Origin of the sequence: Sphingobacterium humi, from assembly GCF_009768885.1 — a bacterium.
Classification (GTDB): domain Bacteria; phylum Bacteroidota; class Bacteroidia; order Sphingobacteriales; family Sphingobacteriaceae; genus Sphingobacterium; species Sphingobacterium humi.
The window spans coordinates 68,861-94,651 of the sequence record NZ_WSQA01000008.1; the positions used below are offsets into that span (position 1 = coordinate 68,861).

Here is a 25,791-nt window from a genome sequence, read left to right on the forward strand (position 1 = left end):
TTAGAATTTAAGGTTAAGGGAAAAGATAAAGTTCTTTGCCGGTGGCATGTTTACAGCACCTGTGCTCAAGCTAACGTAATCAGGATCTACGCCCTGCTCATTGGCCGACCATAATAGGAAGTTATTAGCCTGTACCGAGACATTGGCTTCATTAAATACGTTTTTAATGAAGGCGTTCGGTAATCTATAATTTAAGGTTACGGATCTTAAACGGATAAACGATGCATCGGCAATCCAATGGCTAGACTTTTGGTAATAATCACTCCAAACCTGGCTCACTGTTACGCGGTCAAATACACGTGGAATATCCGTATGGGCTTCATCACCCGGATTTCTCCAACGATTAGCAATATCGCCTGTAATACGCGGGTATCCATCCATACGTGGGGATGCCGTACGCATTTTGTGGCCAGCCTTAAATGTAAATTGCGGACTTAAGGTAAAGCCTTTGTAGTTAAAGTGAATAAAGGCACCACCATAGAATGGAGGAACCATGGTTCCATTATAAACCAAGGCATTCACATCGGTTAAACGCGATTTAGACCAAGAATGGATATTTCCATCGGCATCATAAATTTGTGGTTCCCCTTTATCCGATAAGCCTGCCCAATTGTAGCTATATAAATAGCTTAACGGCAAGTCTTTAATCGGTTCATTTCCTGCGATATAAACTGTGGCCGTTTTATTTGGTGCAATCACATCGGTTACTTTGTTTTTGTTGTAGCCCAAGTTCAGGTCAACATCCACTTTAAACTCCCCGGTTAATACGCGACCTGTTAAATTCAAGTCGATACCATGGTTGTTCATGATGGCTGTATTCCGGTCGGCAGAAAGGAATCCTGTGGTTGCATCCAATAAGCTTTTCGCTAATAGATCATAGCTCTTGCGGTTATAGTAATCTAAGCTACCGCTGATGCGATGCTCGAACAAGGCAAAGTCAACCCCGAAGTTGGTGGTTGCCGTTTTTTCCGGACGTAAGAACTGATTCTCCGGATTGCTAAAGGTCAACATATTCTCTTGCGTAGCAAAGCTCTTCCCGGTTGTCGCAATAGGGTATGGGCTCGAGTTTCCGATATTACCATTCAAACCGTAGGTTGCGCGTAAAATCAATTGATTTAAGAATGTAGCGTCCTGCATGAAGTTCTCCTTGCGGATGTTCCAACTCGCACCGGCACTCCATAATGGGCGGTATCTGTATTTCGGATCGGTACCGAATAAATTCGATTGATCTGTACGGATACTTCCAGATAGGGTATATTTTGATAAATAAGTATAGGCAGCATTGGCAAAGGCCGAGAAGAATCTATTCTTGGTTTCCACAAAGTTTGGATTCCAGGTATAGCTGCTGTATTCACCCAGTGCATTTAACGTAAAGTTGGAAATCGCCAAGGCATTGAAAATATCTTGCGTTAATGCTTGGGAGTTATAGTTGTAATAACGTTCTGAATTGCTTTTTAAGCCAATAGAGCGTAACTCTACCCCGGCAATGGCAGAAACGGTATGATCAGCACCAAACTGACGGTCTAATGTTAAGGAGTTTCGGAACGTCCAGCTGTCCTGTCTGCTTTTATCTTTATCGAAGATTGGCCCTGCCGGTAATTTTTGCTCATAAGTGCCCTTATTCGCGTCATATACCCGCCAGGTATTGGCCAAGTTACGCACGAAATACGTATCCATATTCTGCAATTTATCGCCATTGATAAAGCGAAGCTCCGTTTGGTACTGCGACTGGAATTTCAAACCTTCCATAATCTGGTAGTTTGCACCCACGTTAATTCTCGTGGCAAAGCTATTCTGATTGTAGGTTGTACCACGAACGTTTTGTAGTGGATTATATTCCCAGTTGTAATAGCCCTTGTTGTAGTAATCGCCTAATAAATGGTTCCCCACACGGGCAGAATGCGATACATACTGATCTTCATCGTCTAAGAAAAGGAGGTAAGGGCGGCTATCAATAAAGCTGTAGCCATCGTTCGGCATGATGTTCTTCACAAAGGTGCTGTTCACACCAAGGTTCAGGTTCAACTTCGGCAATACCTGCAAATCATTCTTGAAGTTCAAGTTAAAGTTGTCGTTCTTATTGCCTTGAAGATTAGTTAATTGATTGGTGTAGAAAGAAGAAATAAAGAAGTTGTATTTCTCTGTACCACCGCGTACGGAAAGGTTCAATTGTTTCTGTACCGCTTTTCGGTAAAATAGGTCTTGCTGACTCAGGCTATTTACGCTGCGCAGTTTATCCAATCCGGCTTCCACTTCGGCATCCGTCAATTTTCCTAAGTGTTTTTTGTAGAATAATTCGGCAACAGGAGAATAATGGGAGTTCCCTAGGTTGCTGAAGTTGATCCAGCCACGCTTGATGGTTTCCACCTCAAAGTCAATATAATCGCTGCTGCTTGCTGGATTCATATAGGTGAAATCAGGCTGCTCCTCGATGGCTAAGTTTGAGGAAACCTCGAATACAGCACGACCTTCGGTCGCCATACCACTTTTCGTCACGATGACAACCACACCATTGGACGCGCGAACACCCCAAATGGAGGCGGCAGCAGCATCTTTTAACACCGATATGCTTTGGATGTCGTTCGGGTTAATGGTGAAGTTTCCACTCTCCACCGGAAAACCATCCACAACAATCAATACGTTTCTGGTGGCCGAGCGGAGGGAGGAAGCCCCACGAATTTCCATGGAACCGTTTTGCCCTACTAATAATCCCGGTACCACACCTTCCAATCCTTTTGCAAAATTGGTCGATCCCAGGTTGGTCAATTTTAATTTCTCTTCATTTACAAAAGAAAAAGATCCGGTAGCACGTTCTTTCGGTAGGTTTTGATAACCGGTAGATACCACTACATCCACTTCTTCCAGCTGATTTTGCTGAACAGCTAAATTGAAGTTAAGCTCATTTTGGTTGCTGCTCAATGGCAATTGTTGCGTCTCATAACCAACATAGGAGGCTACTAAAGCAGTCGTCGAGCGTTTTACGCCTTTCAATTCAAAGTATCCTTTGCCGTCGGTTTGCGTTTTATTGTTGCTGCCAAGCTCCGAAATAACCACACCGGCCATCGGCTGCTTATCAGTAGATAGCACGCGACCTTTTACCGGGCGGCTATCTTGTTGGCTTGTGTTTAACCCGTTATTATCCGTTCTAGGACGAATAAGAATGGTTTTATCTTGAATGGTATAGGTCAGGCCCGAACCTTCCAGGCTTTGACTCAAGGCCTCATCTAGCGAGGCATTTTTTAATTGTACATCAATCTTTCCTTTACTGTTAATCAGGTCGCTGTTGTATAATACATTGTAGCCGCTTTGCTGGCGGATTTCATGTAATACATGGTTCAGGCTACTGTTTTTTTTCGATAACGTAACTTGTTGGGAATAACTCGTTGCACTAAGTTGCAAGGAGGCAAAAGTTAAAAGAGCGGTAGCAAGCTTCATAGTTGTTGCAGGGTTAACGCGAAAAATGGAAGCGGATAGCCAGGGCACATCCTTTCCCTTTACACGTTGATTTAGTTTGTGTAAATTCATAAATTTGATTCTGATTAGGGTTAATTATTATGCAGTAGTATAATGGTTGACTTTTGGGCTAGTAGTGTTCCCGCACTGCTAGCTTTTTTCCATTTATACCGTTCTGATTCTATTTTTTAAACGCTATTATCTGATTGTTCTCTACTTTAAAGCCAATATCGCCGGTTATTTCCAACATGGATAACACTTCCGTTAAGCTGGCCTGTTTGCTGATTTGACCGTGGTAATGGCTCTCCGGTAAGCTCTTAAAATCCACATCTACGGCATACCAACGGGCTATTTGCGCCATAATATCCCGAAGGCTATCATCATTGAAAATAAACTGACCTTCTTTCCAGGCTAGGGTTTTCTGCACATCGCTCAGGTGTTTATCGGCTTTATTTTTCCGAATTTCCAACTCCTCTGAAGGTTTTAAGATTACCCGGCTTTCGGTAGCCTCTTTCGGATGATAACTCACCACTTCCACCGACCCTTCCAATAGGGTCACTTTACGATCTTCTTGATTCGGATAGGCATGTACATTAAACTTGGTGCCCAATACATTGACTTCCTGGTTTTCCGATTTTACGGTAAATGTTTTCTTCGGGTTTTTCTCCACTTCAAAATAAGCCTCCCCAATTAAGCAGACTTCCCGTTTCGCATAGCGATCAAAATTAATCGGATAGCTAAGCGTAGATCCGGCGTTTAACCAAACCTTGGTGCCATCGGCTAGCAATACCTGCACATTACCACCCATGGGGGTTTCCACGGTATTAATGTCATTTAACAAGACAAAGTTTGCCCGGTTTGCCAGCGTGAGGCTGTAGTCCAAATTGGCCATCGTATACAAATCCATTCCCGATTCGGAATCTTTGGTCAAATGCGCCAGTTCCTGCATGCGCTTGGTCAGCTTAAAGCGCTGCCCATCGGCAGAAGTCATAATGGCGGTGTACTGTCCGGGCTTTCCAGCCTGATAAACAGGCTTCGCTGTTTCCATCGGCTGTTGAGCCAACCAATAACCCGAAAAACCAAGTAACAGAACGGCTGCAGCGGCAGCCATAGATTTCCAGGGCCAGGTCCGCTTTTGGAGGTCGGGCTGCATACGGCTCCAAACCTCTGCTTGTGCTTGCGCCAAGGCGGCCTCCGGTTGCGGCTCCACTGCTGGGGGCTGCATCTGGTTATACCAAGTCTCCAACATGGCCAGCTCGTCTTCCGAACAGGTTCCTTGTTTATATTTTTCTAGTAAGGCACGTGCTTTTTTATTATCCATACCGGTGCTGCGGGGCGTTTATTGCCGTCCCAAAGTATAAGTCAATCGAGTAGGGGCTTGGGGGTATCGAAAAAAAAATATTTTTTAGCGTAGCAATAAAAACAGAAAACTGAACAGGGGCAGGCGCTTTCGTAAAATACGTAAAGCCTTCTTTACCTGAGTTTTTACAGTTTGTTCGGAGAGCTCTAGGCTTGCGGCAATTTCTTTATGGCTCAGCTGCTCAAAGCGACTCATCATAAAGATGCGGCGCATGCCGGGAGGCAATTGCGCAACTTCTTGCTCGATTAAGCTGCTGAGATCCTTCTGCCGAACCAGGAAATCTGCTTGTACAGGCTCCTCCCGGTTCATAAAGTCCTCCAGACTATCCAAGTACTTAGTTAGGTGTTGTTGTTGCTGATAAATATTGATGACTTTAAACCGGACGGCTGCATAGATATAGGCCGAAACAGATTGCTCGATGTGCAGGGTTTTCCGATTTTTCCAAATCGAGGTAAAGATATCTTGTAACAAATCTTTAACCAGCTCCGCATCGGCAATACGCTTTTGGGTATGCATATAAAGTACTGGAAAAAAACGCTGGTAAATCTCCTGAAACGCACGTTCATCGTTCTCTCGTACCAACGCCATTAATTCCGTATCACTAAATATGCTATAGTTTGTCCTTGCCATATAGCCTTAAATCCAACAGGTAGAAATTCTAAGGAAGGCAAACATACTAAATGTTTCCCCTTTTTTAACGGATTATGCTCCGTAAAAGCAATTTTTTTTTATTCAAGCAGCGCGTTTCCAGCTAGTTAATGTGATTTTATTGTATATTAGGCTTAGCATATGACGACACAATTTCTAATTGACCAACAAACCTTACAAGATCTTCAGCTACGCGACCGCACCGGCCGGAACCTCTTAGATTTTTTTGATCAAGCCATTACGGAAGGCGGGCAGGAGTTCCTGCGCTATATTTTTTATACGCCACTAACCGATAAGGACGCCATTATGGATCGACAAACCAAGATCCATCGCTTGGCACCCGTTGTTCAGGAGGATTTCCCCTTCTTTCGGGTGATCTTAAAGGACTTGGAAAAGTATGTCAATGCTTCCCACTCCGGCCGCATGGCCTCGTTAACCTTTCTAGATTTCATCGGCGTACGCTCGCCGATTTATTATTACCGCAAGCGATCTATTATTGAAGCCTGCGAATTTCTGATCAACAGTGTTCACTTTTATAAGAAGGTTAATGCGCTGAAGGTATATCCCGATATGGAGGAAATGATTGCCTTAAGCGAGGAATGCCTACGTAAGTTTTTTAAGAATAAAACCCCGGATGCCGATAAGCTACGGGTCAATATCTTCAATATCGAATATTACGATCGCCTGATCCGTTATGACCTGGCTGCCAATATGCGCAAGATCATTCGTTTTTTCTATGAAATTGATGCTTACTTGGCGGTGGCCAAGGTGGCCCATCAGCATGAATTCTGCTACCCGGAGTTATTTCAGAAAAATGAAACCGGACAGATCAACATGCAAGGTGTGTACCACATCTTCCACCGCAAACCCGTGAAAAACGACCTGACGATTTATCAAAATAAAAAACTCTGGTTCTTAACCGGAGCGAATATGGCCGGAAAATCTTCTATAATCAAATCCATTGCTACGGCCTTGTATTTAACGCATATTGGCTTCCCGGTACCCGCCGATGGTCTAAAAACCGATATCCTCGACGGTTTATTTACCAGCATCAACCTGCAAGATAACCTGGAGCTGGGCTATAGCCATTTCTATGTAGAAGCCATCCGCTTGAAGGAGATCATCGATCAGCTGCGCCCCGACAGCAATGCCCTAATTATTCTCGATGAATTATTCAAAGGCACCAACCACAGCGACGCCTCCCACGCCATCCTGGAAGTCATGGATAAGCTGGCCAAACTCGACGGCCCATATGTCATCGTCTCCTCCCATATTACAGAACTCTCCGAAAAACTTAAAGATTGCCCGCTCGTCGATTTCCGCAAAATGGTCATCGATAATGATGAAAACGGAATGCCAATTTTTACCTATAAAATAACGGAAGGCATAGCCGAAGAAAAACTCGGCATGTGGTTATTGAAGAACAGCGGCGTCTTTGAATCGATAGAAAGCTTGAGGAAAGAAGGGTAGGGGAAATTGCTTTTTTTTTGGGCGTTTATACTGGGTTGTGGCCTGTCATCGTGCTGTCATCAATTTGTCATCATTTTGGCATCAATTTGTCATGGTGAGCGGAGTCGAACCACGAACGACTGGTACGTCAGTGCAATCGACAAACATAATTTTCTTTTTTATCAATCAATTAAATAATTAAAACATAAGTAGTACACTGCGGTATGTTTGTTTAAAACGCTGTTAATAAACAATTTATGCATTATTGATCGCACTGACGTACCAGTCGTTCGTGGTTCGACTCCGCTCACCATGACAAACTGATAACAAACTGATGACAGCTCCCATCGAACCCACCCCTCTAGATCTCCCCCTTTTCACTTCCCTTTCTCACCCCTTTCTCACCCGTATCAATCCCCTTTGCAAAGGGCTTTACTACGCCTTTGCAAAAGGAAAGCATAGCATCTCCAAAGCCCCATATCCATCCCATTCCTTAATAAAAGCTTAATAAAGATTTTTTAACTCTTTTACAATATTCCGAAACATAAGTTTTATTTTTAATACTGCATAAGGCCTTGAGCCTCTGTTGTTCCCCATAAACTAAAAACAGTATGAAAGAGATAGATCAACCTACATCCTTTAACCGAAGATCATTTTTAAAAACAGCGGGTTTGCTGATTGGCACCTGGGGATTATCCTCGACCTCTGCTTTTGGAGCGATTGACACAGCGACCCTAGCAGAAGATAGCCTGTTTAAGTGCAAACCCTTGGTATTACGTGCTGGCGAAAACAGTATGCAGCTTGTTGTGGTTACCAAGGAGCCCACAGCTTGTTGGTTAAGCTATGGAACTACAGCCAAGCAGCTAGACCGCAAAACCAGGGAAGTAAGAAACGGCATGGCCCATGTAGGAACTATCCATCATTTTAAGCTGACTGATTTATCCCCCGGACAGACCTGCCATTATCAAATTGAAGCGACGCCCGTAGAGAAATTGGAACGTAAAGATGCTGTTTTCGGAACCAAAGAACTGACGCCGGAAGCGAGCCTGCATGCTGTGAATCCGAATGGGCAGGAGGCCTATTGCCTTATCTATAACGATATCCATGAAACCCCCGAATCCTTTGGATTATTGCGGAAGCTGGTTCCTGCGGCACAGCCTGATTTCTATGTGCTCAATGGAGATATGGTGAGCAATATGCGGTCGGAAGATCATTTTATTAGCAATGTATTAGCGCCTATGGCGGCTCTTAGTGCGTCCTCAGTTCCGGTGCTCTACTCGCGGGGAAACCACGAAACCTGGAATTGGTATGCGCGGCATATTACCGACTATTTATTGGATGATCCGCATCCTTTTTATTATGGCTTTCGCCAAGGGCCTGCCTATTTCCTTATCCTGGACTCTGGCGAGGCACGGCCGGATTCCGATCCTGTAAATTGGGGATTAATAGAATTTGATGCCTACCGGGAAGCCCAAGCACGTTGGCTGCAGCAGGAGGTTGAAAAACCGGAATTTAAACAAGCCAAACACCGAATCGTGATTACCCATATCCCTCCATTTTATGCGAGCTCGCCCATTCATGCGGCGACACATTCCTTCGGACTGTGGGGTGATATCTTAAATAAATCAGGCATTTCGGTAATGATTTGTGGCCATACCCATCAACCGAAAGTGCATCCGGCAGTTGCGGGAAAGCACAATTTCCCCATCGTGATTGGCGGCGGCCCCAAGGAAGGGAACAGAACCATCATCAGTCTAAAGGCTAAGGCACAGAATTTGCATTTACAGTTAATACATGAAAGTGGAAAGCTATTGGGCGAGGTGAAGCGTTAAGAAGCCAAGACATAGCCGGATGCTTTAAAGCACATAAACTAGAAATAAAACATAATTTGCACGTACAATGGAAAATAAAGCAGTAACAGAACAAGACATGCGCGAGCTGGTCATAAAATTAGGCTTGCCAAAGGTTATTTTAGATCTTTTTGACGAACAGGTGAAAGATGAGCAGGTGGCAGAGCTCATTGGCTATAATTATGCAAAACCTTATAGCATACTCGCCCTGAATGGGAATGAACAACAGACTTATCAAACTGCTCGCTATATTCCATTTTTAGAATTAAACGGTTCCGAAATATTTGCTTACGATAAGGAAAAGGATGGTTTTGTATCCTATTACCTGGAAGGGGATATGGACAATCTGCAAGTAAAGACTTGGGAAGGCCTTTTTCTGAATGAAGTGACGGAATGGATTGAGAATGAATGGGAAGACGAAGATGTTATTTTCCTAGGTGAACAACTGAACTTACCGCATATTAAGGAAATATTAAAGAATTATTTGGAAGCATTGGAAGATCATGGATTGAGTACTTTTGAAGAAAAAAATGCCTGGATAAATATGACAATGAAGCAGATGAATATGCTGAAATCCTAATTTTTCTTTCCTGTCAGAAAAGGGTATGTTCGCCTAAACAATGTATTGAAATGGCTGACTAACAGTTGGTTACCACTGTTAATGGCTTAAAATATATGATGATTATCATTTTATGAGCCTAAGCTTTCTATTATATTTAATAATTAAATTATTATAATATGAAAGCTCTAGTTTATCGTGGGGATCATAAAATTTCCCTGGAAGAAAAATCAAAACCTGTCATCCTAAAACCAACTGATGCCATCGTTAGGGTGGTGAAAACAACTATATGCGGAACCGATCTGGGTATTTACAAGGGTAAAAACTTGTATATGAAAGAGGGTACCACCTTGGGGCATGAAGGCATCGGGGTTATTGAGGAAATTGGGAACAGTGTTTCTCAATTTAAAGTGGGGGATAAGGTTATTATTTCCTGCATTACCTCCTGTGGATCTTGCTCGTATTGTAAAAAACAATTATATGCACATTGTGAGGATGGCGGATGGATATTAGGCCATATGATCGATGGGGTGCAGGCCGAATATGTGCGGGTACCACATGCTGACAATAGTTTACATCGCATTCCCGATACCATTGATGATGATGTAGCGGTTATGATTAGTGATATTCTTCCTACAGGCCATGAAATTGGGGTACAATATGGAAATGTGAAGCCGGGGGATAGCATTGCGATCGTTGGTGCTGGTCCGGTGGGGATGTCCGTATTACTAACGGCTCAATTCTATTCGCCGGGAATTATTATTGTCATCGATATGGATGATAATCGCCTGGAGATGGCGAAACAATTTGGTGCCACCCATACCATAAATTCTGGAAAAGTAAATCCTAAGGATGCTGTGCTGGCTATTGTTGGCAAAGAAGGCGTTGATGTGGCTATTGAAGCCGTGGGGATTCCTCAAACTTGGGACCTTTGCCAAGACATCGTAAAACCCGGTGGAAATATTGCCAATGTAGGTGTACATGGCCAAAAGGTAGATTTTCAAATCCAAGACTTATGGATTAAAAACCTCACCATTACCACCGGATTGGTGAATACCAACACCACCCCGATGCTATTAAAAGCCGTAGCCACGAAAAAGTTGCCGCTGAAAAGATTGGTGACCCATTATTTTAAATTAAGTGAAATAGAAAAGGCTTACGAGGTATTTTTAAATGCTGCCAAGGAAAACAGTATGAAAGTAATTATCAATGCTGATTAGTCGATTCTTTACCCGAATGGGATAAAATGAAGGCCTGAAATTTTTAAATTTTAGGCCTTCTTGCTTATATAAAGACAATAAATGGGTGGCTTTCAGTGTGTTAAAATATTTTCTAATCAATTAAACGTTTGCACATTATTACGGTCTTTTATGTATAGCGCGGGCAAACGAAGACCCAAGCAACTATGAATAATCTATAGATCGTATCTTATTATGAAATTATTATCCCTTTTATGTTTTATGTGTTTTTTGCTTCCTGTTCATCAAGCGGCAGCGCAATCAACAAAACCTGCAGTCTTCCAAATGCTCGCTACCGATAGTACGCTGTCAGCGCATGAGGCCTTTTTTAACCGAGCCGTAGATCAAGAGTTATTATCTGTTGTTTACCTGGAGCTTTTCGGTTTGGATACCTATATGGCCGTTCAATGGTTTCAAGTGTTTACGGATGATACCTGGTCGGCCATTCACGACAACAGTTTATTGATGCTGGAAAACCATCGCTCCGGCGGTTTTGAGTTGTCGGATGAAGTCGGCAATTTTATATCCTTTGCCAAAGATTATGATGATCGATTGACGATGGAAACCAGTAATGGGGTTTGGGTAAGAGCAGGCACCCAAGGCATATGGAGTGTTAAATATACCACCAACAAGGGCCATCAATATATTATGCAGACGAAACCAAGTTTGAACGAACGGTTGGAAATTAAAGCGGAAGATGGGTATAAGCTGAAATACAGCAGGAAATTAAGTGGAAATGTGGTGATATCGGATAATGAGGGGCGGCAAGTCACTATCATCAAAGAGAAGTCGGGCATTTTTCGGGTAATGGAAGGGAAGGAGCAGAAGAAAACCTTTATTGTGCATAGCCGGCAGAGTTTTGCCATGGAAAATGGCGATGGTGAAACCTTAAACATTCGCTTAAGAGGTCGGTATAACGATGTAGAGATCAGCAATTCAAAAGGGCAGGAGCTCTTTATCGAGAATCATTTTAGAAAACCCTTACCTCCGATAAAAGTGGAGGAAGTGAAAAAATAATTTTTAGTTTAACAATGAAGGCCATCTTTTCCGGAGAGAAGATGGCCTTTTTTATATAAGGGAGAAAAAGTATGCTATTTTTCTAATACGAGGGTTAAGGTCGTTTCTAAGGCAATTCCGGTGCTTGTAATTGCTTTTACGGTCAGTTTATAACTTCCTGGCTTCAGGTTATTCTTTTCTTTCGTGGAAACAACTCCGTTTTCTGTATTAATGGAAAAGATCTTATCGGAATCGCTAAAGGCTTGTCCGTCTTTTTCAATCTTAACGAGTTCAAATTTCGACTTGTATTTTTCCGGATAAAGAGAAGGTGCCTGCGAGGTATATCCTTCATTTAAATTGACAATGAGGTAATTGTATTTCACGCTGAAGTTATATTCGGGGTAATAGGTGCCGAATACAAATTGAATTTTCGGGATAAAAATACTGCGGAATTGAAGCTTGGCAATCGGGAAATCGTCTTTTAATAATTCCGGGGCTACATTATAAGTTTTTTCTTCTTGATTCGTTAGGTTACCCTCGGTGCCTGCAAATACAATCTTATTATCCTTTAGGCTCACTTGCTTGTCATGAGGTTCTGGCAGGTGCCAATAAGCACCTTGGTTTAGCCATTCCGCCGCTTCCAATGGAAATGCTGTTTCTTCAGCGCTGTAAAGTGCATAGCTGAATTGATGATTATGATCTTTTGTAGCACCTTTAATTGCCAAATCAAGGGGTAAAACTTTGAAGTTAAATTGTTGCTGTGCAGGTAAAGTACCGGAGAAGGTATTCAAGGTCATTTTTACGCTAAAGTTTTCCGGAATGCTGATATCGCGGCTGTGGTTTTTACTCCCGTTGGGATAGAGCAGACTGCTGTTAATATGCAGTTTTAAGGTTTTATGATCAAATGTGATGGCTTTTGCTAGCAATTGTTGCAAGCGGTAGGAGCTGTTGACCAATAAATCGGGGTTATCCTTAAAATCTAATTGAACATTTATGGATTTGTATTTTACGAGTTGTTTTGAGAAATCGATAAGGGTATCCGTTCCAAATTTTAGTTCAAAACTTTTTGGGGCTTCAAATTCAATTTGTTCAGGAAAGGGTTCGGCTTTGTTGCAAGAGGAGAACTGTAATAAGCTGCTAAACAAGCCAAGGCTAGCTAGGAGGGCAGGGTAATTTTTTAATTTCATTAAGGTGTAATTTATTTAACGCAAAGATAAAACAATATAGCTATATAATGCAACTATGTTGCAATAATTATTTTAATTTTATATTTTTGCATTTACTAAAATCACTGTTAATGCTACTTAAAACTTTGCTATCTTCCTTTTGTATACTAGTTTCCATACTTAATGGGGCTGTAATTTTTGCGCAAGATAAAAATTTGAAAGATAGTTTAAAAGAAATAAAATTAACTGAAATTATTATACAAGAAACTGTTCGTCAACAATTGGGGCAATCGACTTTGAATGCAAATACATTAACAGGCAGTCAAGCCTCTAGTTTAGGGGCTGCTTTAAACCGAATGCCCGGCGTTCAACAAACCGCCTATGGGGCTACATCTTCTGCTCCTATGATCCGTAGTTTGTCGGGTAATCGGGTGAAGATATTGCAAAATGGTCTTTCTTTTCACGAGCTAAGTGGCATCAGCCCTAACTTTTCTATTGCTGTTGATTTAGGCAATATGGCTTCCATTGAGATGCATAAGGGCAGTTCAACAGTGCTGTATGGTGGACAGGCGATAGGTGGCGCTGTAAACCTACGGGAGCAAAGCATACCTGCACACTTGCTTCCAGAAAAGACACGATTAACCGTGGGAGCAGAGATGAATAACCATTGGGGGCATCGGCAGACCCTTTCCGTAAGCGGGAATATGGGGAAACGCTGGGCATGGAACCTGGGGGGCTTTAATCAGCAACAAGCGCTTGTGCGTATTCCGGGGGATAGTAAGCCTGCATTCGTATATCAATCGGATATCGATGCCATGACGGAAGTTGCCGCGCAGGTACATGTGGATGCCCATTGGGTATTGGATAAATCTCTATTTCCATACCTCAGTAAATTGGCGATGGAACGCTTGGATGATCCGAAATGGGGCCTTACGGCAGATGATGTTTATACCTTCGATCGCTATTATATGCTGGCCGGAAAGGCTTATGAAAACCCTGTTAATAAAGACTATATAGCGGGGCAAGATGGAAATTTACCCTTATCTCATCGAGTTGTGTATGGGATTCATGATTATGTGCCGGTAGAAAAAGGAAAAATGCCGAATAACCATGCCAGTAGCCGTGCTATTCACGCTGGTTTCAGTTATTTTCTCAAGCCTATTAGGTTTGGGTTTGGCTATCAGGCAAATGAGGGTGATTACGGCATTCCGGGAGTTGCTATGCTAAAGAAACTAGAGCATTCCCATAATCATAATGGCTCCATGCCGGCACTACATTATGACCCGATCAATAGTCAGGCTTTAGCCCATAGGCTGCAAGCAGATGCGAGCTATATTCAGGAGGACAAGCTGCTTAAGGAGGTGTTGATCCGCTATGCTTATCATTATGGCGATGATCGGGAGTTGCTGGGTATTTATCGGGTCAATAAATTCAACAGCCATCAGCAGGCTTTACGCACGGAAATTAACCTGCAACCCTTGGTGTTTTGGCAGGTTAAATTTGGTTGGGAGGAGACAGCATTAAACTTACTATCCGACGGTGTAAAACGGTATTTGCCAAGTGCCCATAGCCGAGAGACGGGAATTTTTTCGATGCAGCATTTGCAATGGAAGAACCTGTCTCTTGATTTGGGCTATCGACACGATTGGCTAGCCCGGAAGGTGCTAAAGGCGGATGGCTATCAACCTGGTCGCGGACTGGCCGGTGGCAACTTAAATAAGCGCAACTTTAGCCTGCAACAGTTTTCCTCAGAAATAAGTTATACCTGCTTTGAGAAAGCCTATATCAAAGGAAAGTATAGCCATGCCGAGCGTGCGCCTGCGCTCAATGAGCTGTATGCAGGAAACGATCATTTTGCATTAATGATTGAAGAAAATGGAAATGATAAGTTGAATCCGGAACGTTTAAGGGCTTACGAGCTCGCCCTAGGTGCTGCAGTTGGGCAACTTAGCTTAGCCAGCAATGTGTATCTCAATAACTATCAGGATTACTTGTATTTAGGGCATACGGGGATGGCTCGTTCTGGGGGCTTTCCGATTAAGGAGTGGCGAGCAGCAGCAACTACACTAAAAGGGATGGAAGCCGAAATAACCTATCAATCAACTTGGTTGAAGCAGCAGCCTTGGCAAATTTCCGGCTTTATGGATTTGGTAAAGAACATCAATTCCGATTCCAATGCCATGCGAAGATGGTCTGATGGTGATTATATGCCAAACCTACCTAGCAGTCGCTATGGTGTTTCGGCGCAAGCCGCATATCATAAGCTATTACTGCAAATAAGTGTCGATAAGTACCTCAAACAAAAGTATCTGGGAAAACAGATTAATCCGGAGCCGGCGATGCCTGCCTACACGCTTGTTGCCGCAAGACTGGAAATGCAGTTTACATGGAAAGGCTATAAGCTGCTGAGCTATGTGTCGGGGAATAACTTGTTGAATATGGAAGCCCGACCACAGCAATCGCTGATGAAGTATTTAACCCCTTTGGCAGGGCGCTGCGTAGCCTTAGGAATGCGATGTAATTTTTGTATTAGCCATTAAAATGAAAGGGTTGCTTAGCGATAACTTGCAAATAAAACGCAAAAATATTGCATTAATTTGCGTGGTTTTGCTATTTATTTGATTAATATTGTATGCTTGAATGTAAATTCAGCCCAATAACGAATGCTAGTAACCTGAGCAAATTAACTGTACAGATGAAAAAGAATAAGCGTCAAGAGATTATCCTGAAGGAAATATCTTTGCATAATAAAGTTCATTCGGTAGAATTGAGTGAGCTTTTGCAAGTTTCAAATGACACCATCCGAAGAGATATCGCGGAATTGGACGAACAGGGTCTTATTTCCAAGGTGCATGGTGGAGCCATTAGCAAATCTTTTGTTTCCCCTTTTAATTCCGATAATATAACCTATGCGGCTGAAGAAAAGCAGCTTATCGCAAAAAAGGCCTTGTCTTTGTTTAAAAATGATATGGTTATTTTAACCGAGGGGGGGACCACGATATTGGAGATGGCGAAATTGATTCCCAGTCAATTAAAGGCAACTTTTATTACTATTAGTCCGCAGGTAGGTATTGTGCTTGCGCAGCATGGCAACCTAGATGTTATTGGCATTGGCGGCAAGCTTATTGAAAATGGCAACCTTTATATTGGTTCCAGCGTGGTGGAGCAATTATCGAATTTACGTGCTGATTATTGTATCCTGGGGGCGAATGCCTTTTCTTCGGAAGCAGGGCTTACCGATGCCGATTGGGAAGTGGTACAAGTGAAAAAGGCCTTGATACGGGCGGCTAAAAAGGTGGTAGTGGTTTGTATTTCGGAGAAGGTAAATACGCAAAAATGGTTGAAGATATGTGGGATTGAGGAGATTGATTACCTGATTACGGAGTTAGATCCTACTGATCCGCAATTAGCTAGTTTCGTGCAAAAGAACATTAACGTGCTATAGGCAATTCTTTCTGCCTTAGCGGGTTATAGCTATCCCCCAGCTTGCAGCATTTCAGAGAAGGAATGTGCAGGCTGGGGGATTTCGCTTTTTAAGAGCGATTGTTCTGATACATTTTTACGTAGTTACTTGCTGTAATCAGCATTTTTTACGCATCGCAAAGCTAAAACAGCATAATAACAGAAAAAATAATGCAAAATACTTGCAAGTAATTATTTTTTTTATTTATCTTGCATTATAGATGCTAAACTAACCAATTCAATGTTGCTGCCATCTCGCGCAACATCGTTTATGCAATATCCTGTTAAACACAAAAATTAAACCTCATTAATTTCAATTCATATGGATAATAACCTAAATAGAAGAAAGTTCCTGCAAAATGCAGCCATCCTGGGCTCTGGATTTGCGATAAGTAGTTTCCCTCATTTTTCATTAGCTTCTTGGCAAGATGGGAAGCCGGCGATTTTAGGCGGCAAGAAAGCCTTTACCGGTGCAGGTTCTGCCTGGCCCATCTTTGGGCAAGTGGAAGGCGATGGCTTGCAAAAGGTATTGCAGAGTGGGCTATGGGGGCGTTTAAATGGATCGGTTACCGGGAATTTTGAGCGTGCTTATGCTGACTTATTGGGGGCACAACATGTGCTTGCGGTCAATAGTGGCACATCGGCCTTGACTGCCATTATGGGCGCATTGGATATTGGTCCGGGCGATGAAGTAATTATTCCGCCTTATACCTTTGTGGCTACCTATAATGCGGTGGTGTTGAACCATGCGCTTCCCATTTTTGTGGATACGGACCTTAGCTCCTCGCAGATTGATGCCACGAAGGTGGATGCTGCCATTACCACCAATACCCGAGCTATTATGCCTGTTCATTTAGGTGGTACGCCAGTAGACATTGATAAGTTTATAGAAATTACGAAACGAACTGGCATTCCTTTCATCGAAGATGCTTGTCAGGCCCATATGGCGGAGTGGCGCGGTGTTAAGGTGGGTAACCATGGTCTTGCCGGCGCCTTTAGTTTTCAATCCTCTAAAAACCTTAATTGTGGCGAAGGTGGGGCGGTTGTAACCAATGACGGAAATTTCTATAAGGCCTGTTCCTCCTTTCATCATCAAGTGCAAGAAGGTATCGATAAATCTTTTAAAGATCGTGTTGGCACGCGTTCAACGAACTTACGGATTACTGAATTTCAGAGTAGCATTTTGTTATCGCAAATGACACGCCTCCAAGATCAAGTGCAACGACGTCAAGAAAATGCATTTTACTTAGATAGTTTATTGCGTACCATTCCAGGTATTGTGCCTGCAAAGCAATATGAGGGAACCACGCGAAGTGCCTACCATATTTATATGTTTAGGTATTTGAAGGAGCATTTTGCAAACATGAGCCGCGACCAGTTTATTAAAGCCCTGGCGGCTGAAGGTTTGGCCTGTTCGCCGGGATATGGCCCGCTAAACCGAAGTGAATATGTGCAAAGCTTAGCGGAGAACCGCCATTACCAGAAGATTTATGGGAAACCACGGATGAAGCAATGGTTAGAGAGCAATGCCTGCCCCCAGAATGATATTCTATGTGGCGAGCAAGCGGCCTGGTTTATGCAAAATATGCTACTGGGTACACGAAAAGATATGGAGCAGATTGCCGAGGCTATCCGCAAAATTCAGAAACACGCCGCAGCCATAAAAAAAGCCGTTTAATCTATCAATAAGAAACAAATTACCATGAGAATAACAGAAAAATCATCGCATTATCGCCACCTGGAACAGCAGGATGTGGATACGCTGGTCAAATGGATTAACCAGGAGGATCAGCAGGTGGCACTGCGCATTCAAGAGGCTTTGCCGCAAGTAAGCACCTTAATTACGGCCATCGTGGAGAAGCTGGAGCAAGGGGGACGCTTATTTTATATAGGCGCAGGCAGTGGGGGAAGACTCTCGGTGTTGGATGTGATTGAAATACCAAATACGTTTGGTGTGTCTAAGGATTTGATGAATGTCGTTTTAGCAGGTGGTGTTCATAATTTAGTGGAAGCCTTAGAGGAGAAAGAAGACGATATATTAGAAGGATGGCATGAATTGGAGGCAGCTGGAATTAGTACAGCCGATATAGTGGTTGGTATATCTGCCAGTGGCACAACGCCTTTTGTGCTGGCAGCATTGAAAAATTGTCGTGAACATGCTATCCCTACGGGCTGCATCGTGAGCAATCCGGATTCACCGATTGCGCAATTTGCGGATTATCCGGTGGAGGTGATTACGGGTCCAGAGTTTATTACTGGAAGTACGCGGATGAAAAGTGGAACAGCGCAGAAGATGCTGTTTGATATGATTAGTACAACGGTTATGATTCGGTTAGGGCGGGTGGAAGATAATAGCATGGTGAATATGGCGTTAATGAACGATAAGGCTGTAGACCGTGCTGTGCGGATGTTTATGGAAAAATCGCACATGGATGATTACGAGTCAGCCAAAAGATTGGTATTAGCCCATGGTGGAGTCCGCAAGGCGCTAGATACCTTAATCAACGCAAATAAAAGTTAAAAATCACTTTATGAAGCAGTTTAAGCTTGTTTTTGTTGCCTTATTTTTCGTGGTATCGTTAGGGTTCCTGCCGGTTGCTCTGCTGGGGCAAGTTTACCATTATCAAGTAGGCAGTGGGTCTACTAGTTTGGAGCCTGGGTCAAACATCATCTCTTTATCCTTGGCTGGCTATGGCGGCCCTCGCGATGGGCGCTTTTCCTTGCGCTGGGAGAAGATCGGAGATTCCATGCTTCAAGTAGCCGATATGACCTTCACGAAAGATAAACTCTTTATCATAACCAATGGGGAGGTTCGCAAATATGACAAGAATGGCAAGCTTGAAGTATCAACAATTGGAAACCTGGAAGGTTTATCCTTACTGACTTCAGATGACAAACAGCTATATGGCTTGCGGAACGATAAGGAAGTTTTTATTGCGAAGTTGAAAAATAAGATGCGATGGAAATCGGCAGGATTTAAACTTCCTGTGGATGATCCGGTGGCTATCGTGAAAGATGGAAAGAATTTCATTATTGCGGATCGAGCGGGTGTGGTTTGGGAAGCCTTGCCGACAGGACGAGACTACAAGCTACAGCAGCTGGCCGTTAGACCGGGTATTATCGATCTATTGGTTCATGCTGGACGTTTGTATGCCTTAACAGATACTGAATTATTGTATTTGGAGCCGGATGGGAATTGGATGCGTAAAGCGATACGTAACGATAAGAATCTGCCGGAAGAGATTAAGCTCATCGGGGCCGATCAAGGTATTGTTTTTGGCTTTGATGGGCGCGGAAACTTCTATAAAGCCGGACAACATACGGACGGGAATTTAACAGCCTCTGCCGTTTCCATTAAAAAAGGGGCAGAACGGGTGCTAATTGTGAGCCTGGATGTCTGTGGTCTGGATGGAGATTTTGTGAACCTGCTGAAAGAGGAGCTTGCGGCAAGCTATAAGCTGCCTAAACAAGCGGTATTGATTAATTCCTCGCATACACATTTTGCACCCGTTACACAGCGCTGGACAACCTGGGGCGAGCATTGCCAGCGTCCGGATAGTTTGTATTTACGGACAACTGTGAAGCAGGGGATATTAGACGTGGCGAAGGCTGCTATTAAAAGCGAAAAAGAAGCCAATTTATATTTTGGTAGAGATACGGTGCAGATCGGTCGAAACCGAAATCTGCGCGGTGATAACTTGCCATATGATGATGCTGTAGATGTGGTTCAGATTGCCTATAAAAATCAAGAAGCTTCCGATGTGTTGTTTCTTGCGGGGTGCCACCCTGTATTTACGTCGAATGAAATGGACTTTTACAAACTTAGCGCGAATTATCCGGGTGAAGCTCGGGAGCAGCTTGTTCATCATTCGCAGGTTCGGCGACCTATATTTTTGCAGGGCTGTGGCGGCGATATCAATCCCGTAGATCTTGATTATAAGGTGACGGGGAGAAGGCTGGCGAATGCGGTGAAAGGGATTTTAGATGGAGATAAGCTGCAAGAGATTCATGGCGATATTAACTATGGCATGGATACCATCAACTTTCCAACACGACCCTGGCCAAAGGAGGATCTCCTGGCCTTGAAAGCCGAAAAGGAAAAACTCGTCGGGGATCTGTATGCGGAATCGCGCGTGCGCTGGGCGAATTTGATGCTTTCTTATTATGAAACGGGGACCATGCCTCGTGAAATGCCGGTCTATATCCAAACGCTGAACATCGGTAATTGGAAGTTGCTGGGCATTTCGCGCGAAACTACCACGGAATATAGCCTGGCCGTGAAGCAATTGTGGCCAGGTAAAATGGTGAGCGTGGCTGGATATAGCAATGATGTTTCCAGCTATTTGCCAACAAGCAGACATATCAAAGCGAGGATTTACGAAGGGGAGGATTCCTTTTTCTGGTATGGACAACCGAATGTTTTCCCGGAGAATGTGCATGAGGTGATTATTGAGGCAATACGGAAGAAGAATAGGTGAGGCGGGGGGGATTTTTTTTCCTTCATTATTGCATCCTACAGGAAGTTTGCTTAAGTTGAAGGGCTATATTCGATTATTATGATTATCAGAAAGAAGGAGCATTGGTTTAGAATGCTTTTTGTGTGGCGTGGTTCGGTGCTGCCTTCCTTGGTACCTAGACTCGTACTACTATTAATATTCTCTATTGCTGTTGTCTATTTTCACGGAACAATACTCTCCTTTAAGGTGCCTTTAAATCCGGCACCATTGACTTTATTTGGCTTCGTGCTGGCCTTGTTCCTAGGGTTTAGAAATAATGCAAGCTATGAGCGGTTTTGGGAAGGCAGAAAACTGTGGGGCGAATTGCTGAATACCTCCAGGTCCCTGACCAGGCAAGTAATAACACTTAATAATACCGGGGAAGATAAAGCCTTTACCTTGGAGATGGTGGCCTTAATTAGCTCCTTTGTATTGGCCTTGAAGCATCAGCTTCGGGATACCGATCCGCGGGCTGAATTGTCGGAACGCATGGATGAAAAGACCCTGGCTCTGGTGATGGCGGCTAAGTATAAACCGGCTATTATCATGAAGTTAATTGCCGAACGCCTGCAAGCTGCACAAGCTGTAGGCCGGATAGATTCCATTCAATTCGCAAGAATGGATCAGAATTTAGATAAACTAGCCGATATTTTAGGTGGTTGTGAACGGATTCATAATACCTTAATTCCGTATAGCTACGGCGTTCTTCTGCATCGAACTGTCTATATTTATTGTGCCATGATGCCTTTCGGATTGGTAGATTCCTTAGGCTGGTTTATGCCGATACTCGTGGTATTTATTGCCTATACTTTTGTGGCTTTCGAAGCTATTGCCGATGAAATTGAAGAGCCCTTTGGAAATGAACCAAACGACTTGGCATTAAATGCAATGGCTGAAACTATTGAAGAAACGATATTTGAAATGGCAGGGAAGGAAGTGGAAAAGGGAAGGAAGGTTGGCAAGGAGATAATTGATTAAAGCTTGATTTAAATATTTTTGTTGATTTTTTCATAGCCATGCTTTTAGGTATATATGGACATGGCTATGAAAAGACTAATTCAGATGTTTCTTAGCGATTTTTAAACGCAGCTAATCATATGGTTCATAGAAAAGTTTGTAATTTTTCTCTGAAAGTAATCTTTTGGCGGCTAACTGTATATCACTAGCTGTAATTGAGTTCAATAAAACTTCATATTTCTCCAGCGAGGAAATAGTTCCATAGCGTAAATAGTATGTCCTAAGTTGCTCTACCCACATTTGGGGGGTTGCCATTGCCAAATGGCTTTTTTTATTATTAACGATGGTATTTTTTAGGCTCTTCAATTTGGCTTTACTAATAGTATTATTACAGATTCGCTTAATCAATTCAATTGAATACTTTTCCATACGCTCTAGATTTCTTTTTTCAGTTGAAAAACCAATTGTAATAGATGCTTTAGGTTTCTTTGAACCCATCATATTGAGATTTGTATAGGGAGAATAACTTAATCCCTCTTGTTCTCTAGAAAAAGATAAAAACTCAGCGTTAATCAAAGAGTTGATTATATTTAGGATAACATTATCTTTCAGAGTGCCATTCATCTGACAAAGAAAAACAATTGCGGCTTCAACACGAGTACTGTCGGCGAGTTCCGGATTGTTATTCTGGATGCTGACCGTCTGACTTTTCCTAAATACTCCTTTGGCTATTGATAAGGAATCCGCCTTTAAATGGCTAAAGTAATCGACAAAATTATTCCTGGCTTCCTCAATATTGACATTTCCAGATATGAGTATGTATGCAGAATCAAGATTTCTTGCAGAAAGATCAAACAATCTAAACATGTTGTTTAAATTGACTTTAGCCCAGTCCTCCTTAGTTTTTAATCTGTATTCGAAGCTTGGATCACCGCTTTGATAAAATGAAATTCTCTTCTTTAAGCGCATACTGGAATACTGATCAAAAGGTGAGGATAATTGCTCTCTTCCTAATTGTTGAATTTGTTCTTTTCGATATGTTTCAAAGTCTTCTACTGGCATTGAATAGGCATATAGCTTCCGAAAAGTTAGTTCGTATAGATCTTCTAGATTACCTTCTAAACTAACTGCGTTCAATGTTGTTGCATCCTCTGACATGTACGTTAAAATAGAGAGGCCTCTTTCAATAAGCATTGAATTGTATATATCCGTGCTTAAACCAGAAATTTTAGACTCTCCAATAAAATAAGAAGCATCTTGATAATAAGGATATTCCGATTCAAGCAATTGATTTAGTCCAGCTTTAACAGTAAATGAAAAGATCGTCTCCTTGACATTCGGAATAGGTTTAACGGCAAGGCGAATGCCATTTTTCAATACAAATTCCGTCACTCCAATTCCGGCATAAAAACTTTCTTCTAATATAGCTGAAAGGCCATTACCATCATGTTTTACTTTGGGTAATTCATTCCAGTTAAATATTAGTTTTGAGGTATGGTTTTCTTTCTTTTCAGTTAGATTGCTCAATAGCAAAGGGGAATTCAAAGCTGTGTTCCAGATACTATCTAAAACCGAGGCATTAATATCAAACAATGCTGAATTGTATTCAAAAAAATAGGATACATTTTTTTTATTCAAAAACCATATTTTATTGTGTTCTCTATTTATATCTTCTTGATTTATTTGCGATAAAAAATGTAGCGTTAGGCTGTCTTTATGTGTCTTAGAAAGATAGTTGTGGCCAACTGCAACTTCATCCACATAAGCATCTGCTAAATTCTTTGCCTCTATTGGGTAGGCATTGGAGGGGTAATGTTTTAAAAAATCTTTTTTGATTATTTCCAGGTCGTCTACCGCGATACCTTGTCGGTTTATTGCGCCAATTACAGAAGCTGCACTTTGTAGCCTGTTTATTTGCTCATCTTCACTCATGGATTTAATAGTCAAAGCATTTTCATTTTGGTGGGGTAAATACCAAATTGATTCATATTGAATCATAGTATTTGCCTGCCTTAACTTGGATACCAAATATTTTTTGTAAAGATCTTCTACCAGATGCCGCCTAAAGTCCTGTTTTGTTTTCATCAAACCAGATTCGGTGAAACGGATAATCTCTAATTTGTTGACCTTCAATGACGAATCCTTGTTTTTATATAGTTTCCCATCCGAAACAGGATTAAAACTATAATAATTCTGTTGCCGCTGAACAGTCCTATTCGGTGTGAAAACCTTTCCAAAAGTCTTATTTATATTTAAAATAGTTTGTGCTGTATCGAGTTTTCCGGTAATAATTAATGTCGCTAGGTCAGGTCGGTACCAATTTCTATAAAATGAAATAAGCTTTGGTATTTCGATCAGCTCAACATCCTTTATCTGGCCAATTGGTAATCTATTTTCATATGAACTTGCTAATAGCTTTTGCTCAGAAAAAATTTGCTGCTTATAATCTTTGATCTCCTGAAATACAATATTTTTTTCTTTCTCAATATCCTCATCTCTGAAAACTGCTTTCGACAAGATGTTTAATAAGATGTTTAATGATAGCTTCTCTAAGCTTGAGTCTAAAATAGATAACGAAAAGACCGTGCGGTCATAGGTGGTATACGCATTTATGTCTCTACCAAACTGATACCCTAAATTAGATAGGGTATCAATTATTTTTCTATTAGGAAAATCTATGGCATGATTAAAAACAGCATGCTCAAGAAAATGTGCATACGCCCGTTCATCCTCTCTTTCTTGAAGAGAACCTACGTTTAAAACAAGCCGGTATTCAGTTCTTACACCAACTGTTGGCTGCAAAATATAATGGAGGCCATTATCGAGCCTCCCGAATGCTGCCTTCTCGTCTTTCGACAAATTATCTGTATGTTGCGAATAGCAGATGAAAGGAAAACTAAAAACTAACCAAAAAATAAACCTTTTGATTATTCTACCCATTAAAATACGTATTTGACAGATACTGTAATGTAGTTGCCAGCACCTGAGTGCCCCATAAGAAAATCGAACGAAAGAGATTGGTCGGACAGCTTTGCTGTAGATGCTTTCCATATACTTTGATTTCCGGGATACACATCTTCAAGAATATTATCAGTATTGAGGTATTCAGCAGGATTCACTGTACCACCCTGTTCACTATTTTCGATTGCAATGGGATTATTAGCTTCTATGAGTTTTTTTAGTCGTTCCCACGCAGAATAAGTATAAGTAAAATTGACAATATTTATTTCATTGTTATAACTTGAGGGTTCAATAAAGGAAATCGTTTTAATTTCTAAATCAATCTCTATATTATCTAATGAAAGTTGAAATGACTCTGCCGAAGACGGGCTAAGACCGATTAATTCCATAATCTTTTTAGGAGCGGGTGGTGCATTTTGGCCTTCATTATTCCAATATTCTTTATCTTCAATAGTTAGCTGTCTAAATAAGGTGTATAAATAGCTTTCTAATCCCATTGCGTTGGAAACCATTTTTAGAACAGGTTTTTCTGCTGTGGCTTTTTCACTTAGGGTAAAAACACTAACTCCCTTAATCGTTGAAACCTTACGATTGTACATCGTTTCAAGTGATCCATTTCCAAAGTATATTACCGTTCCTTCTAGCGAAACCTCGCCCATTAAAGGATAAAGATTCAACCCCTTGCTCTTATAGGTATCTAAAAGTTTGATCTGCTCACCTGTCAACTGCTCAAATTTTTGAAGAGGTTGCAAGGTGATTGTCAGAGGAGACTCGAGGCTTATCTGACTATTATTGCGGAGTAAATTCAGTAAAATATCTTTTTTCTCACCAATTGTAGCCTTCGCTTTACTCTTGATTGTAAGCTGCGCTTTCTTTTCACCTGCTTTAAAAACGACTTTCGAGTCGCGAATTTCGAGCTGCTCCTGTCCATCAATTAAATTGTTTTCAAGTTTAAACTCCAATTCAATATCCTTATTAACTGTTTTTACCAGTAGTACATCAATCAAAATCTCATCAACACCGTCATTCTTTATAAATTGGCTGGAATTAGCTTTTAGTACAATATGATTGTTCCCTTGGTATGAATTAATATCGTTGTCTTTACTACATCCCAAAATGCTGATTAAGATAGTGCTAGTTACGGCAGAAAGGCTTAATGCCCTTTTTAAGTAATTTTTCATGTATTGATTATTGTT

17 protein-coding genes are annotated in these 25,791 nt (G+C 41.9%); 11 read left to right on the plus strand and 6 right to left on the minus strand.

Features of this window, described 5'->3' with window-relative positions; translation table 11 throughout:
- The 3 genes from GQF63_RS11695 to GQF63_RS11705 form a co-directional block, all read right to left on the minus strand.
- A complete protein-coding gene (locus GQF63_RS11695) occupies positions 1 to 3,525 on the minus strand; it encodes a SusC/RagA family TonB-linked outer membrane protein (RefSeq protein ID WP_160369415.1) in 3,525 nt (1,174 codons plus the stop codon).
- 109 nt (positions 3,526 to 3,634) lie between these two features.
- Complete coding sequence (locus GQF63_RS11700) at positions 3,635 to 4,774, minus strand: FecR family protein (RefSeq protein ID WP_160369416.1); 1,140 nt, start codon at positions 4,772 to 4,774, stop codon at positions 3,635 to 3,637.
- Positions 4,775 to 4,858: 84 nt separating this feature from the next.
- Complete coding sequence (locus GQF63_RS11705) at positions 4,859 to 5,443, minus strand: RNA polymerase sigma factor (RefSeq protein ID WP_160369417.1); 585 nt, start codon at positions 5,441 to 5,443, stop codon at positions 4,859 to 4,861.
- Positions 5,444 to 5,602: 159 nt separating this feature from the next.
- Here GQF63_RS11705 and GQF63_RS11710 point away from each other — a divergent pair, with 159 nt between their 5' ends.
- The 5 genes from GQF63_RS11710 to GQF63_RS11730 all read left to right on the plus strand — a co-directional run bounded on the left by GQF63_RS11710 (position 5,603) and on the right by GQF63_RS11730 (position 11,574).
- Positions 5,603 to 6,931, plus strand: coding sequence for a MutS-related protein (locus GQF63_RS11710; RefSeq protein WP_160369418.1), 1,329 nt, complete (start codon positions 5,603 to 5,605; stop codon positions 6,929 to 6,931).
- A gap of 590 nt (positions 6,932 to 7,521) precedes the next feature.
- The gene (locus tag GQF63_RS11715; protein WP_160369419.1) at positions 7,522 to 8,742 is read left to right on the plus strand and encodes a purple acid phosphatase family protein; all 1,221 of its coding nucleotides are present in this window, start codon (positions 7,522 to 7,524) and stop codon (positions 8,740 to 8,742) included.
- Between the two features lie 67 nt (positions 8,743 to 8,809).
- Positions 8,810 to 9,340, plus strand: a complete 531-nt coding sequence (locus tag GQF63_RS11720) for a hypothetical protein (protein WP_160369420.1) — start codon at positions 8,810 to 8,812, stop codon at positions 9,338 to 9,340.
- A gap of 158 nt (positions 9,341 to 9,498) precedes the next feature.
- Positions 9,499 to 10,539 carry a zinc-dependent alcohol dehydrogenase family protein gene (locus tag GQF63_RS11725; protein WP_160369421.1) on the plus strand — a complete coding sequence of 347 codons (1,041 nt, stop codon included), beginning with the start codon at positions 9,499 to 9,501 and terminating at the stop codon, positions 10,537 to 10,539.
- Between the two features lie 213 nt (positions 10,540 to 10,752).
- Positions 10,753 to 11,574: a hypothetical protein gene (locus tag GQF63_RS11730; protein WP_160369422.1), complete on the plus strand. Its 822-nt coding sequence runs from the start codon at positions 10,753 to 10,755 to the stop codon at positions 11,572 to 11,574.
- A gap of 74 nt (positions 11,575 to 11,648) precedes the next feature.
- On the opposite strand, the gene GQF63_RS11735 is transcribed toward GQF63_RS11730, so the two are convergent.
- The gene (locus tag GQF63_RS11735) at positions 11,649 to 12,740 is read right to left on the minus strand and encodes a cadherin repeat domain-containing protein (protein ID WP_160369423.1); all 1,092 of its coding nucleotides are present in this window, start codon (positions 12,738 to 12,740) and stop codon (positions 11,649 to 11,651) included.
- Between the two features lie 194 nt (positions 12,741 to 12,934).
- Here GQF63_RS11735 and GQF63_RS11740 point away from each other — a divergent pair, with 194 nt between their 5' ends.
- From GQF63_RS11740 to GQF63_RS11765, 6 genes are all read left to right on the plus strand, one after another.
- Positions 12,935 to 15,259, plus strand: a complete 2,325-nt coding sequence (locus tag GQF63_RS11740; RefSeq protein ID WP_160369424.1) for a TonB-dependent receptor — start codon at positions 12,935 to 12,937, stop codon at positions 15,257 to 15,259.
- Positions 15,260 to 15,414: 155 nt separating this feature from the next.
- Positions 15,415 to 16,164, plus strand: coding sequence for a DeoR/GlpR family DNA-binding transcription regulator (locus GQF63_RS11745; protein ID WP_160369425.1), 750 nt, complete (start codon positions 15,415 to 15,417; stop codon positions 16,162 to 16,164).
- Positions 16,165 to 16,503: 339 nt separating this feature from the next.
- Positions 16,504 to 17,859 carry a DegT/DnrJ/EryC1/StrS family aminotransferase gene (locus GQF63_RS11750; RefSeq protein WP_160369426.1) on the plus strand — a complete coding sequence of 452 codons (1,356 nt, stop codon included), beginning with the start codon at positions 16,504 to 16,506 and terminating at the stop codon, positions 17,857 to 17,859.
- 24 nt (positions 17,860 to 17,883) lie between these two features.
- A complete protein-coding gene (locus GQF63_RS11755) occupies positions 17,884 to 18,702 on the plus strand; it encodes an N-acetylmuramic acid 6-phosphate etherase (RefSeq protein ID WP_160369427.1) in 819 nt (272 codons plus the stop codon).
- Positions 18,703 to 18,712: 10 nt separating this feature from the next.
- The gene (locus GQF63_RS11760; RefSeq protein ID WP_160369428.1) at positions 18,713 to 20,659 is read left to right on the plus strand and encodes a hypothetical protein; all 1,947 of its coding nucleotides are present in this window, start codon (positions 18,713 to 18,715) and stop codon (positions 20,657 to 20,659) included.
- A 78-nt stretch (positions 20,660 to 20,737) separates the two neighbouring features.
- Entirely contained in the window at positions 20,738 to 21,655 is a 918-nt protein-coding gene (locus GQF63_RS11765; RefSeq protein ID WP_160369429.1) for a bestrophin family protein, read from the plus strand.
- A 111-nt stretch (positions 21,656 to 21,766) separates the two neighbouring features.
- On the opposite strand, the gene GQF63_RS11770 is transcribed toward GQF63_RS11765, so the two are convergent.
- Positions 21,767 to 24,574 carry a M16 family metallopeptidase gene (locus GQF63_RS11770; RefSeq protein WP_160369430.1) on the minus strand — a complete coding sequence of 936 codons (2,808 nt, stop codon included), beginning with the start codon at positions 24,572 to 24,574 and terminating at the stop codon, positions 21,767 to 21,769.
- Positions 24,574 to 25,776, minus strand: coding sequence for a DUF4929 family protein (locus tag GQF63_RS11775; protein ID WP_160369431.1), 1,203 nt, complete (start codon positions 25,774 to 25,776; stop codon positions 24,574 to 24,576). Before GQF63_RS11775 ends, GQF63_RS11770 begins: the two co-directional genes overlap by 1 nt.
- Positions 25,777 to 25,791: the final 15 nt, after the last annotated feature.

Coding starts and splice junctions, on each gene's coding strand:
- GQF63_RS11710 (WP_160369418.1), top strand. CDS start 5,603: ATGACGACACAATTTCTAATTGACCAACAAACCTTACAAGATCTTCAG.
- GQF63_RS11715 (WP_160369419.1), top strand. CDS start 7,522: ATGAAAGAGATAGATCAACCTACATCCTTTAACCGAAGATCATTTTTA.
- GQF63_RS11695 (WP_160369415.1), bottom strand. CDS start 3,525: ATGAATTTACACAAACTAAATCAACGTGTAAAGGGAAAGGATGTGCCC.
- GQF63_RS11720 (WP_160369420.1), top strand. CDS start 8,810: ATGGAAAATAAAGCAGTAACAGAACAAGACATGCGCGAGCTGGTCATA.
- GQF63_RS11775 (WP_160369431.1), bottom strand. CDS start 25,776: ATGAAAAATTACTTAAAAAGGGCATTAAGCCTTTCTGCCGTAACTAGC.
- GQF63_RS11760 (WP_160369428.1), top strand. CDS start 18,713: ATGAAGCAGTTTAAGCTTGTTTTTGTTGCCTTATTTTTCGTGGTATCG.
- GQF63_RS11705 (WP_160369417.1), bottom strand. CDS start 5,443: ATGGCAAGGACAAACTATAGCATATTTAGTGATACGGAATTAATGGCG.
- GQF63_RS11750 (WP_160369426.1), top strand. CDS start 16,504: ATGGATAATAACCTAAATAGAAGAAAGTTCCTGCAAAATGCAGCCATC.
- GQF63_RS11745 (WP_160369425.1), top strand. CDS start 15,415: ATGAAAAAGAATAAGCGTCAAGAGATTATCCTGAAGGAAATATCTTTG.
- GQF63_RS11730 (WP_160369422.1), top strand. CDS start 10,753: ATGAAATTATTATCCCTTTTATGTTTTATGTGTTTTTTGCTTCCTGTT.
- GQF63_RS11770 (WP_160369430.1), bottom strand. CDS start 24,574: ATGGGTAGAATAATCAAAAGGTTTATTTTTTGGTTAGTTTTTAGTTTT.
- GQF63_RS11725 (WP_160369421.1), top strand. CDS start 9,499: ATGAAAGCTCTAGTTTATCGTGGGGATCATAAAATTTCCCTGGAAGAA.
- GQF63_RS11700 (WP_160369416.1), bottom strand. CDS start 4,774: ATGGATAATAAAAAAGCACGTGCCTTACTAGAAAAATATAAACAAGGA.
- GQF63_RS11735 (WP_160369423.1), bottom strand. CDS start 12,740: ATGAAATTAAAAAATTACCCTGCCCTCCTAGCTAGCCTTGGCTTGTTT.
- GQF63_RS11765 (WP_160369429.1), top strand. CDS start 20,738: ATGATTATCAGAAAGAAGGAGCATTGGTTTAGAATGCTTTTTGTGTGG.
- GQF63_RS11755 (WP_160369427.1), top strand. CDS start 17,884: ATGAGAATAACAGAAAAATCATCGCATTATCGCCACCTGGAACAGCAG.